Annotated in this window: 9 protein-coding genes; all 9 read left to right on the forward strand. The window is 46.6% G+C overall.

The genetic code is table 11. The annotated features are described in order from the left end of the window. Window positions 1-14: 14 nt before the first annotated feature. The 9 genes from GTQ38_RS17450 (at window position 15) to acs (ending at window position 13,172) form a co-directional block, all read left to right on the forward strand. Window positions 15-746, forward strand: coding sequence for a LytR/AlgR family response regulator transcription factor (locus GTQ38_RS17450; RefSeq protein ID WP_161436857.1), 732 nt, complete (start codon window positions 15-17; stop codon window positions 744-746). A 101-nt stretch (window positions 747-847) separates the two neighbouring features. Then, entirely contained in the window at window positions 848-1,360 is a 513-nt protein-coding gene (locus GTQ38_RS17455; protein ID WP_161436858.1) for a gamma carbonic anhydrase family protein, read from the forward strand. Between the two features lie 172 nt (window positions 1,361-1,532). Next, on the forward strand, window positions 1,533-2,417 hold the full coding sequence (gene fabD / locus GTQ38_RS17460; protein WP_161436859.1) for an ACP S-malonyltransferase: 885 nt from the start codon (window positions 1,533-1,535) through the stop codon (window positions 2,415-2,417). Window positions 2,418-2,572: 155 nt separating this feature from the next. Continuing rightward, window positions 2,573-6,184 (forward strand): T9SS type B sorting domain-containing protein, encoded by a 3,612-nt coding sequence (locus tag GTQ38_RS17465; protein WP_161436860.1) that lies wholly within the window; start codon window positions 2,573-2,575, stop codon window positions 6,182-6,184. An 8-nt stretch (window positions 6,185-6,192) separates the two neighbouring features. Continuing rightward, window positions 6,193-7,182 carry a PorP/SprF family type IX secretion system membrane protein gene (locus GTQ38_RS17470; protein WP_161436861.1) on the forward strand — a complete coding sequence of 330 codons (990 nt, stop codon included), beginning with the start codon at window positions 6,193-6,195 and terminating at the stop codon, window positions 7,180-7,182. 11 nt (window positions 7,183-7,193) lie between these two features. Next, complete coding sequence (locus tag GTQ38_RS17475; protein WP_161436862.1) at window positions 7,194-9,134, forward strand: OmpA family protein; 1,941 nt, start codon at window positions 7,194-7,196, stop codon at window positions 9,132-9,134. Between the two features lie 120 nt (window positions 9,135-9,254). Continuing rightward, entirely contained in the window at window positions 9,255-9,512 is a 258-nt protein-coding gene (locus tag GTQ38_RS17480) for a DUF4212 domain-containing protein (RefSeq protein ID WP_161436863.1), read from the forward strand. 28 nt (window positions 9,513-9,540) lie between these two features. Further along, complete coding sequence (locus GTQ38_RS17485) at window positions 9,541-11,232, forward strand: sodium:solute symporter family protein (protein WP_161436864.1); 1,692 nt, start codon at window positions 9,541-9,543, stop codon at window positions 11,230-11,232. Window positions 11,233-11,264: 32 nt separating this feature from the next. Continuing rightward, a complete protein-coding gene (gene acs / locus GTQ38_RS17490; protein WP_161436865.1) occupies window positions 11,265-13,172 on the forward strand; it encodes an acetate--CoA ligase in 1,908 nt (635 codons plus the stop codon). Window positions 13,173-13,253: the final 81 nt, after the last annotated feature.

The following is a 13,253-nucleotide window of genomic DNA, read 5'->3' on the forward strand; positions in this document are numbered from 1 at the left end:
TACAGACATAAGTTATGGCATTGAGAACAATAATTGTTGAGGACGAGGCGAACAGCAGGGACATTTTGAGGAACTACATTCATAAGTATTGTCCGGATGTTGAGGTATTGGGTGAAGCCGCTAATATAGATGAAGGGCTAAAGCTTATTTCCAGCATACAACCAGACATGATCTTTTTGGATGTGGAGATGCCTTTCGGAAACGCATTCGACCTTTTGGACCAGGTTCCGGACCGTACCTTTGAAACGGTTTTCGTTACCGCCTATAACCAGTACGCCGTGGATGCGCTTAATAACCATGCGGCCTATTATCTTATGAAGCCGATTAACATTGACGAGTTAATTAAAGCGGTGGATTATGTGAAGGAGATCAAAGATAAGGAGGAAGCGCTCGCAGACCGTGTATTAAAGCCCAGGGTACACAAGGTGGACGGAAAGATCACCCTTCCCCAGCAAGACGGTTTCCAGGTCCTGAATGTGTCAGAGATCCTCTATTGTCAGGCGGATGATAATTATACTGAGATCTACCTGGAAAACAAGAAATTACTGGTGAGTAAAACCCTGAAATATTTTGAAGACACCTTGTCCGATTTTCCCTTTGCACGCATTCACAAATCCTATTTGGTAAATGTCAATGAGGTGGTAAAATATCGCAAGGGAAAAGGGGGGAGTGTGGTGATCTCAAATGGCAAAGAGTTGCTGGTATCCGCTTCCAGGAAAAAGCAGTTGCTTTCGTACTTTGAATAGGGTGGATACGAATTGATTTATTTGCCTGGTATATCCCCTTCTTTCTAACTTCGTACTTCAAGACCCATAACTCATAACTCATAACTAATACCTCCTGCCTTATGATAAAATCACTCAACGGCAAAACACCTAAGATCGGGAAAGACTGTTTTATTGCAGAAAATGCTACTATTGTCGGTGAAGTAGAAATGGGAGATCAATGCAGTATCTGGTTTAATGCTGTGCTGCGGGGAGATGTACACTTCATAAAAATGGGTAACAAGGTAAACGTCCAGGACGGAGCGGTGATCCATTGTACCTACCAGAAATCGCCTACTACTATTGGAAATAATGTTTCCATAGGCCATAATGCCATAGTACATGGCTGTACTTTACAAGACAATGTGCTAATTGGCATGGGTAGCATAGTGATGGACGACTGTGTTGTGGAGAGCAATAGTATAGTGGCGGCCGGAGCGGTAGTAACCAAAGGTACAAGGATTCCCTCAGGTACTGTATTTGCGGGTATGCCTGCGAAAAAGATCAAGGATATCAGTCCGGAACTCAGCCAGGGGGAGATAGACCGTATCGCCAACAACTATGTGAAGTATTCCAGCTGGTTCAAGGAATCCTGAGTGCCCGGTAGGACATGAGCAATTGTAAAATAAGAGTGCTCATCCCTAAAACATTCCAAAACTTCAATTTCAACTTAAACTTAAACTTAGACTCCAACTTAAACTTAATCTTGTACTTACACTTGTACGTGTTCCTGTACATCCCTATTTTTGCCCAACTAAAAAAACGAGAATGAAGGCTTATATTTTTCCCGGTCAGGGAGCTCAGTTTGTCGGAATGGGATTGGATCTCTACGAGAAGTACCCGGTAGCACAAGAATTATTTGAAGATGCCAACAGCATCCTTGGTTTTTCCATTACGGATATTATGTTTGAAGGTACTGCCGAAGACCTGAAACAAACCAAAGTTACACAACCTGCAGTCTTTTTGCACGCCGCCATCATGAGCAAGGTCCTTGGGGAAGATTTTAAGCCTGATATGGTTGCAGGGCATTCTCTGGGAGAGTTTTCCGCTTTGGTAGCCAATAAGACCCTGAATTTTGAAGATGCCCTGAAACTGGTATCCAAAAGGGCTTTGGCCATGCAAAAGGCTTGTGAGATCCAGGAAAGCACTATGGCAGCCATTCTGGGGTTGGACGATGAGGTCGTAGAAAGGATTTGTGAAGAAACCGCAGGAATCGTGGTTGCCGCCAACTACAATTGTCCCGGACAATTGGTTATCTCAGGGGCTACAGCAGCCGTTGAGGCAGCCTGTGAGAAACTCAAGGAAGCGGGTGCCCGCAGGGCATTGATATTACCCGTGGGAGGAGCATTCCATTCTCCATTAATGGAACCGGCCAGAGAAGAATTAGCCGCGGCCATAGAAAATACGGATTTTAAGGCCCCAATTTGTCCGGTATACCAAAACGTTACTACAACAGCCGTAAATGATCCGTCGGAGATCAAAAAAAACCTGATCGCGCAACTGACCGCACCCGTTAAATGGACGCAGAGTGTCCGGAACATGGTAAAGGACGGAGGTAGCCATTTTATTGAGGTTGGGCCAGGAAAAGTGCTTCAGGGATTAGTCAAAAAAATAGATCCCACCGTGGAGTCCGCCTCTGCCATAATTTCGTAAATAATAGGCCACCAACTTGCATTTTGCCGTAAAAAGGCATCTTTAACCCATAATATGGGTTCTATGCCCTTTTTTTTTAGTATTATTGAACCCCAATTTTGCGAACCTGCTTAGCTATTGATGAATGGAGAGAATGCCTATTCTAATGGCGGTCTATGAAAATGGAACGAAACGACTACTTAGCAAGGTTTAGCCCTAAAGTAAAAAAAGTACTTGCTTTTGTCTTTCTGGTCACTTTGGGCCTTACGGCCTCTGCCCAGGAGCTTACTATAGAGGCTTTTAGTGATACGGCCTCAGAAACCGGTCCTGCCGCAGGCAGTTTTCGCGTGCTTTCTGACATACCGATTCCGGGAGGTCTTATAATCAATTATACGGTCGCAGGTACAGCAACCCCTACAACGGATTATGCCGCGCTTTCCGGCATTGCGTTTATCCTCCCCTCGGAATCTCAGGCAATTATTGATCTTTCCGGTGTAGTTAATGACGCCCTGGTGGAAGGGGATGAGACTGTGATTGTTACCCTGGCTGCAGGGGCAGGTTATACCATAGGGGCTGATAACCAGGCAACATTAACGATACAGGATAATGATATAGGTTTGGTATCTGTCGCAACGGTTGAAGAGCCAGGTCAGGAAGAGGGTACTGTAAACGGCAGGTTCCGGATTGCGCTGAGTGCTGCAAACAATACCGGTAGTACAGCAACGGTATCTTTTACATTGACAGGTGCTGCAACTAATGGAGTGGACTATGGTACGGTTAACCTGACACGAAATTTCCCAAACCCGACAATCTTATCTCGAGATGTGGTCATAAATGTGGTGGACGATGCCGACTTTGAGGGTACGGAGGATGTGATCATTACCCTCACCGGAGTGAATAACCCACAGTTCGCCCTGGGGACTTCAACGGCAAATCTGGATATAGAAGATAACGACTGCGCAGCCGGGGATACGGCCCCTACACTTAACGGCAACCCTACAACCTTCTGCGATAATCTGAACGTGATGCTGGATGATTACTTTTCCGGCTCAGAACCTGCCGGTGCAGACCTGGTCTGGAGTACCAATTCAAACCCGGCTATAACTGGAGGTTGGCTGCCGGATGGTGGCCCAACTACTTCTGCGGGTACCTATTACGGCTTCTTTGCGGATATGACAAACAATTGCTACAGTCCAACATCACAGCTTACATTAACCCTAAATAACACACCCTCCGCAGGTACTCCTTCCAACGGCAATGCCTGTATTGATGGTGCTTTCGGCCCTACTACGGTAGACCTTGATGATTTGTTATCCGGGGCGGTAGACGCTGGTAACTGGGTACAAACCGGAGGCCCGGCGACTGAAAATCCGAATGGGAATAATGTAGTTAATTTTAATAATGGAGTTGAAGGTACTTACGAATACACCTATACTACCAATACGGCAGTGGCGCCATGTGTGAACCAGAGCTCTGTGGTAGAGATCGTGGTGGTGGAATGTGATCCCTGTGTTGCCGGAGATGTAGCACCTGTATTGGATAACAGTGTACCTACAGTATTCTGTGACGATATTACGCAAAGCTTAAACGACTATACGAATTCCACCCCGCCGGCGGGAACCACCCTTACCTGGAGTGTTAATCCGGATCCCCTGGTATTAAGTGGGCACCGGAATGACAGCCAGGTAGATAATCCGGTTCCCGGGACCTATTTTGGGTTTTTCTACGATGCGACTAATAACTGCGCCAGCCCAACACTTGAGATTACATTAGTTGAAAACCCAACTCCAAGTATCGTAAATACTGAAGACGCAGAAAGATGCGGACCTGGAGATGTCACCTTAATGGCCGAAGGGGATATTCCAGGCTCTAACAATGCACCGGACGTAAACTGGTACCGTACGGCAACCGGAGGTACACCGGAATTTACGGGTACTTCCTTTACCATAGGACTTGCGCAGACTACCTCCTTTTTTGTAGAGGCCAGCGCCAATGGGTGTACATCATCCCCGAGAATAGAGGTTATCGCTACCATAGTACCACAACCGCAGTCTGGAACTCCCACGGATACCTCCAGCTGTAGCGATCCTGAAAATGGCCCAACAATTGTAGACCTGGACGACCAATTAGAAGGTGAGGATGAGGGTCTCTGGACCTTCATTTCAGGACCAGAACAGGTAGATCCTGATGATGATAATGAAGTTGATTTTACAGGAAGACCGGATGGAACCTATGTATTCCGTTTTACTACTACCGGAGCCATGGCCCCCTGTGAAAATGAATTCTCTGAAGTTAGCATTTCGGTGAACGACTGTGATGTGGACTCCGATATGGACGGCCTATTTGATGGGCCCGAAGCCGACCTGGGAACGGATCCACAAAATCCGGACACCGATGGAGACGGCATATTGGATGGTGAAGAAGTGGGTGCCGACCTGGAAAACCCCCTGGACGAAGATGGGGATGGAATCATAGATGCCCTGGATTCTAACGTTTTGGACAGTGATAACGATGGGGTGGTAGATCAGAAAGATCCGGCAAATGACAATCCCTGTATCCCGGATAATACGAATGCGCTCTGTGATACCGATGGTGATGGAATTACCGATGGAGATGAGATCGCCGATGGTACAGATCCGCTGGATGCCTGTGATCCTAATTTCACCCCGGATTGCGATACGCCTATTGATCTGGAAATCACGAAGACCGCGGATAATGAACTTGTTTCCGTAGGAGGAGAAGTGGTATTTACCATTGGCGTAAATAACCTCTCAGACCGCCGCGTACGCGGGATAAAGGTCGGAGACCTGCTGGAATCCGGTTTTGAGTACATTTCCCATAGCGGAAGTGTGGGTACCTACGATCCGGAAACCGGAGATTGGGACATCTTTGAGATCGTACCGCTGCAAAGTGTGGAATTGACTATTACTGCCCTTGTTTTAGAAGGCGGAAACTATACCAATACCGCTGTACTGCTGGAGTCATCACCATTTGATGATGTTGAAGCTAATAACACAGCTACAGTTACCATAGAAGTGGATGTGCCGGATGGCATTGACCTGGCGATAGAAAAAACTGCCCTAAGCGCAGCTCCGCTGGTCGGGGATCAGGTGGTCTTTACCATTGTGGTAGAAAATAAGTCTACCTCAGAAGAGGGTAACGAGATCTCCAATATCCGGGTCAGAGACCTCATTCTTACCGATAGCGATACTGGATTTGAATTTGTTGGTGCGGTGGCTGATCGCGGAACTTATAATGAATTGACGGGTATTTGGGATATCCCGCAATTGCTCCGAAACGAAAGAGCAGTGCTCGAAATTACGGTCAATGTTCTCAATGAGGGAACATTTACAAATACCGCGACCATTGTCGGCTCTTCGCCAGGAGATTCAGAAGATAAAAGAGATAATAATGAGGCCACTGTAGAAGTAGTGGTAAGCTCACCTAATGAAGCGGAAGTTGGGATCCTGTACAATCAGTTCTCTCCCAACGGGGATGGGACCAACGATTTGCTTAAGATCAATCGAACGGATTATACCTCGGATCAGACCCCCAAACCTAAGGTTCCGCTTGTTTACTCCATACAGATCTTTAACCGATACGGCTTAAGTGTATTTGAAGGCAACGATATATTTATGGCCGGCGACCAGGAAGACGCGATTGTATGGGACGGAACGAACAATGGGAACGATGTTCCGGATGGAACCTATTTCTATGTTCTTGAGTTTGATTTGGATAATGGTGAGGGTCCCCAAACCACTAAAGGCTGGATTCAGCTCATAAGATAACGAACGCAATGCCCTTAAAGACAAGTAGATCTCTTAGCAAATCCAACCTTCTGTTCATGGCCATTGCCCTGGTGATGACACTGTCGTTACAGGCACAACGAGAACCGCAATACACCCAGTACATGTACAATATCGGAAGTTTTAACCCGGCCTACGTGGGTACTGTGGAAAACACGGATATTACCGGATTGTATCGTGCACAATGGATAGATATCCCGGGGGCACCCAGAAGTATTAGGTTCGGACTTAATGTTCCGCTCAAAAATGAGAAGAATGGCCTGGGATTCAATGTGGTAAGTGATGAATTGGGCCCAACCACTTCTACCTTCGTGGATGCCGCTTACTCCTTCCAGGTAAACGTGTCTGAAACAGCCAAGCTGTCTTTTGGGGTGGATGCCGGAGGATCTTTCCTTAATGTGGATTTTTCAAAAGGAACCTTTGAAAATCCCGGGGAACCCATCCTGGACGGTGGTATTATCAGGGAATTCTACCCCACCGTTGGAGCAGGCCTCTTCCTGTACGATGAGGATTGGTACCTTGGGGCTTCCGTGCCCAATTTTCTAACAGATGGGATCTATGACGATCGCGTCGCGACCATAGTGGAAGATAAAATGCATTTTAACTTTATAGGGGGTTATGTTTTTAATCTCTCGGATGGACTGAAATTCAAGCCGGCTTTTCTGATCAACTACATTTCAGGTGCTCCTGTAAATGCGAATGTTTCCGCGAATTTTCTGATCAGCGATGTGTTTACGGCCGGAGCCTCATATCGGGTAGATAATGCAATCAGCGGATTGGCCGGATTTCAAATTTCAAATAGTACCTTTATAGGGTATTCATACGATTACAATACCAACGCTTTGGGAGAATTTAACAGCGGCTCTCATGAGGTCATTCTCAAGTTCTATTTTGGCAGGGGAGATGGTGATTCCGGAGGTGATGGTACCAAAAGCAGGAAGGGTAAACCGAAACAGATAGATTCACCGAGGTTTTTCTAAAGGCTGAGACTATGAGTATCAGGAAGATTTTAGTTATTATTGTCCTATTGATTGCCGGAGCCTTACAGGGCCAGAAAAAGCAATCCAAGGCAGATATTCTGTTCTTTGAATATGCCTATAATGATGCTATAGCAGCCTATGAAAAGGAGATGACTGAAGCGCCACTGACCAACCAGCAAAGGCTGAACCTGGCAGATTCTTATCTCAAAATGGGTAGGTATAAAAATGCCTCTGAGACCTATTTGGAGGTCTACAGAAAAGATTCCACCATGTCTACGCATCATTTTAACAAGATGCTGCAGTCTATGGCCAAGACCTCCGGACCTGAACGGACCAAGGCTTTTCTGGCTACCAAACAAAACGCGCTTGCTGATGAATTGTTAGAGAATGCGGCCTTCAATGCAACCCTGCTTGGATCGACAAAACTGGAGGAAGAAGACTATAATATCTTTAGTATTAATGCCAATAGCCCCCAATCTGATTTCGCTCCAACTTTTTATGGGGACAAAGTATTGTTTTCCAGCGGACGTCCACAGGATGACAAGAAGACCTACGCTCCCACTGGCGAGGGCTACCTGGATATTTTTGTCGGGAAAGTGGGCCTTGGCGGACAGATATTGAATCCCAATCCTTTTGATCGTATTCCAAAATCAAAATTTCACGAGGCTACGCCCTATTATTCGGAAGAATTGAATGGTATATTCTACATCCGTTCCAACGCGAACAAAGGCAAGCTCTCTTTTGATGAAAATGGCAAGAACGCCCTTTCTATCGGTCTGCTAACCGGTAGCGGAACATTTCAATATCTTTTAAGGGATCTGAGTACTTCCTTTTATTACCCCTTTTTCGATGCAGAAAGCGGCCGTTTGTATTTTGCTGCCAATTTTGAGGACAGCCTTGGTGGTACGGATCTGTACTACGTAAATACCAACAACGGACTTATAATGTCTGCCCCGATAAGTTTAGGTCCTCGCATTAATACGCCGGGAAATGAGATCGCCCCTTATATTTTTGAGGGAAGTCTCTATTTTTCCAGTGATATATTTTACGGACTTGGAGGAATGGATATCTATAAGTCGGAGATCGGAGAGGACGACTTCTTCAGCATTCCCGTAAACCTCGGGGACAGGATCAATTCAAAACAAGATGATTTTGGCTTTATCATTAAAGAGAATGTTGCAGAGGGCTACATAGGTTATTTCGCGTCCAACAGGCCAGGCGGTATGGGTAATGACGACATTTACGGCATACTGTCCAATTCCAAACCGGGACTCAAAACGCTGGTTTTTAGGGGAGAGCTTACGAAGGCGAATTCTTCAATAGGGGTTTCAAAAGCATTGATAAGGGTCTACGATCCGGAAGATGAATTGGTCCAGGAAGTCTATTCCAGGGAAGACGGAAGCTATCGTATGGAAATTCCATGGCAGGCGGGAGCCAGGATAAGCATTTCCAAACCCGGATATTCCTCATTTGGTAAGACCTATGATAAAGCAGCCGTTACTGCTTTGGAGCAAAGTAAGCCGCTAGATCTGGAACTTACAGCACTGGAGGATGTGATCAGGGTCCGGGATGAAAAAACGGTCGTCAAAATGAACAAGTTCTTCTTTGCTAAGGGTGCCTATGAAGTAACCGCAGATATAGGCGCTGAACTGGACAAGATTGTTGAGGCCGCTAAGGATTTCCCTCAACTCCGCCTGCGGATAGAAGCTCATACGGACAGCAGGGGAGGAAGGACAACCAACCTGAGGCTTTCTCAGAGAAGGGCGGATGCCATTAAAAATTACCTGCTTAGCAAAGATGTCCCGTCAGTGGTCATTTCGGAGGCCGTGGGTTATGGTGAGAATCAGATCACCAATAATTGCAGGGATGGGGTATACTGCATTGAAGTGTTGCACAAACAGAATGAAAGGTATCTGGCAGTTGTCCTAAATGAGGATGAATTAGCGGAATAGTCCACCGTTTCCAACCCTTTTAACCGCGTACAACAAGCCCGGAGTTCGTATTTCTATACTTTTTCCTAGCATATTGAGATTACTCTTGCAGAATACTTATATTTAGGCAAAACTATGTTTATGGACAAACAAAAAAAGGCTGCCAAATACTGGAAAAAGAATCTGCAGTACCTTTCTGTCCTCTTGAGCATATGGTTTCTTGTTTCCTACGGTTTTGGTATTTTGCTAAAAGATGTGCTCGATAACATTCCCTTGGGAGGATTTAAGTTAGGCTTTTGGTTCGCCCAACAGGGGTCTATTTATGTTTTTGTCATACTCATATTTGTTTATGTGCGATTAATGAACGCCCTGGATGCCAAATACGGCTTCGACGAATGAGAATAACCCAACTAAACTAAACTGAATTATGGACGTTCAAACCTGGACCTATGTCCTTGTTGGTCTAACATTTGCGCTTTACATAGGCATTGCCATATGGTCCAGAGCCGGCTCCACCAAAGACTTTTACGTGGCAGGAGGGGGTGTACCTCCCCTGGCTAATGGCCTGGCAACAGCGGCGGACTGGATGTCCGCGGCTTCTTTTCTCGGCATGGCAGGCCTGATTTCTATCAACGGTTATGACGGATCGGTCTACCTAATGGGCTGGACTGGCGGTTATGTGCTTCTCGCACTGTTGTTGGCCCCATACCTAAGGAAATTCGGAAAATTTACGGTTCCGGATTTTATCGGAGACCGCTATTATTCCAATATTGCCCGGACAGTGGCCGTTATATGTGCCCTTTTGGTATCCTTTACTTATGTGGCCGGTCAGATGCGGGGTGTTGGCCTGGTTTTTTCACGATTTTTGGAAGTGCCGATCAATACCGGGGTGATCATTGGGATGATCATTGTCTTGTTTTATGCCGTTTTAGGTGGGATGAAAGGTATCACCTATACCCAGGTGGCCCAGTATTGCGTACTCATCTTCGCTTTTATGGTCCCGGCCATATTTATTTCTATTCAGATGACCGGCAACCCGGTGCCACAACTTGGCATGGGCAGTGAAGTCACCGGAGAGGGTATCTCCCTGCTCGATAAGCTGGACGGCCTGTCTGCGGAGTTAGGATTTGACCAGTACACCGACGGATCCAAACCCCTGATCGATGTATTCTTTATCACAGCAGCATTAATGGTCGGTACAGCCGGTCTGCCCCATGTTATCGTTCGGTTCTTTACGGTTCCCAGGGTAAGGGATGCCAGGCGATCTGCAGGATATGCGCTTCTTTTTATTGCTATTCTCTACACCACCGCGCCCGCGGTGGCGGTTTTTGCCCGGACCAACCTGATCGAGACCGTTAAAGATCAACCCTATGAAGACATGCCAGCCTGGTTCTCTAAATGGGAAACCACCGGGCTGATCAAATTTGAGGATAAGAACGGGGATGGTAAAATTCAGTATCTGGCGGATAAAAACCTAAACGAACTCAATGTAGATCCGGATATTATGGTTCTGGCGAATCCGGAAATCGCCAACTTACCTAATTGGGTAATAGCCTTGGTGGCAGCCGGAGGGCTTGCTGCTGCGCTTTCTACCGCAGCCGGCTTACTGCTTGTAATATCCACCTCCATCTCACATGATTTGATCAAAAAACAGTTTCAGCCGGATCTTTCCGAAAAGGGAGAGCTTATTGCCGCACGGATCTCAGCTATCGTTGCAGTTTGTATTGCCGGATATTTTGGCATCAATCCGCCGGATTTCGTTGCCGCCACGGTCGCACTGGCATTTGGCCTGGCAGCCGCTTCTTTTTTCCCGGCGATCATTATGGGGATATTTCACAAGAAAATGAACAAAGAGGGAGCAATAGCCGGGATGGTCATTGGGATAGGATCCATGCTTTTCTATATGCTGAAATTCAAGTTCGATATGTTTGGTGGGGGAGGAAAGGCAGACTGGTGGTTTGGAATTTCCCCTGAAGGTTTTGGAACTGTAGCCATGTTGCTTAACTTTATAGTTTCACTAGCGGTTTCGGCCGTAACGCCACCACCTCCCGAAGAAGTACAACAGATCGTAGAAGACATTCGCATACCCGGTGGTGCTGGTGAAGCGAGCACGCATTAATCCACTTATCAGATCAAAATAATCATTACGCCATGAGTAATTACCATATCAAGCATTTAGAGGAATACTATCAGGTTTATCGGAAATCGGTAAGGGATCCTGAAGCTTTTTGGGAAGAAATCGCGGAAGAACATTTTGTTTGGCGCAAAAAATGGGACAAGGTGCTGAGTTGGGATTTCAAGAAGCCCGAGGTAAAGTGGTTTGAAGGTGCACGGCTAAATATCACAGAGAATTGCCTGGATCGACACTTGCCTACCCGTGGCACCAAAACGGCTATTCTTTTTGAACCTAACGATCCTTCCGAAGAAGCCCAGCATATTACCTACCGACAGTTGCATGAGAAAGTCTGTCGAATGGCCAACGTTCTAAAGGACCAGGGCATTGGGAAAGGAGATCGGGTTTGTGTTTATTTACCCATGATCCCGGAACTGGCGATTACCGTTCTGGCCTGTGCCCGCATCGGTGCGATCCACTCCGTGGTTTTTGCCGGATTTTCCTCAAACGCCCTCTCTACAAGGATCAATGATAGCGATTGCAAGTTGGTAGTTACTTCAGATGGTTCTTACCGCGGATCAAAGACCATAGACCTAAAGGGCATTGTAGATTCGGCACTCAAGGATTGCCCGGGGGTAAAGACCGTTTTGGTAGCCAAGAGAATAGGGTCTGAGGTTTCTATGAAATCCGGTCGGGATCTATGGCTGGAGCCGCTTGTTGAGGATGCCTATGCGGATTGCAATGCCGAACTGATGGAAGCAGAAGATCCCTTATTCATACTGTATACCTCCGGATCTACCGGAAAACCCAAAGGAATGGTGCACAGTTGTGCCGGTTATATGGTGTATTCGGCCTATACTTTCAAGAACATTTTCCAGTATAAAGAAGACGATATTTATTGGTGCACTGCAGACATAGGATGGATCACCGGGCATTCCTATATTGTTTACGGCCCCCTTGCAAACGGGGCGACCACGGTGATGTTTGAAGGCGTACCCTCTTACCCGGATTTTGGGCGCTTTTGGGAAGTAGTTCAAAAGCACAAGATAAACCAGTTTTATACGGCCCCGACAGCCATAAGGGCACTGGCCAAAGAAAGCCTTGACTTTGTGGAGAAATACGACCTTTCTTCCTTAAAAGTTCTGGGCTCCGTAGGGGAACCCATAAACGAAGAAGCATGGCATTGGTATAACAACAATATTGGGAAAGGCAAAAGCCCGATCGTAGATACCTGGTGGCAAACGGAAACTGGCGGGATCATGATCTCTCCCATTCCTTATGTGACTCCTACCACACCTACCTATGCGACACTTCCCTTTATAGGCATTCAACCTGCCCTGATGGACGAAGAGGGCAAGGAGATTAAGGGAAACCAGGTAGATGGTCGTCTTTGTATTAAGTTTCCCTGGCCCTCTATGGCGAGAACCATATGGGGAGACCATGATCGCTACCGGGATACCTACTTCTCAGCATACGAAAACAAATATTTTACCGGGGATGGGGCCTTGCGCGATGCCGTGGGCTACTATAGGATCACCGGCCGTGTAGACGATGTGATCATTGTTTCCGGGCATAATTTAGGTACGGCTCCAATAGAAGATTCTATAAACGAACACCCGGCCGTAGCGGAGTCCGCCATTGTCGGTTTCCCTCATGACGTCAAGGGCAATGCCCTCTACGGTTTTATCATTCTTAAGGAAACCGGGGAAAGCAGGGATCGGGATAACCTTAGGAAAGAAGTCAACCAGCAGATCACAGAGCAGATCGGCCCTATAGCTAAATTGGATAAGATCCAGTTTGTTCCGGGATTGCCCAAAACCAGAAGTGGCAAGATCATGAGGCGGATCCTCCGAAAAATAGCCGGCAAGGACGCGGAGAATCTGGGCGACATCAGTACCTTGCTCAATCCGGAGGTGGTCAAGGAGATCAAGGACAATGCCCTTTAGATTAGAATTTCATGCGGGCAATCTTAGACTTGAAATCCTGAACCTGAACACTATCAACCATCAACTATCAACCATCAACTA

Origin of the sequence: Poritiphilus flavus (genome assembly GCF_009901585.1) — a bacterium.
Lineage (GTDB): Bacteria > Bacteroidota > Bacteroidia > Flavobacteriales > Flavobacteriaceae > Poritiphilus > Poritiphilus flavus.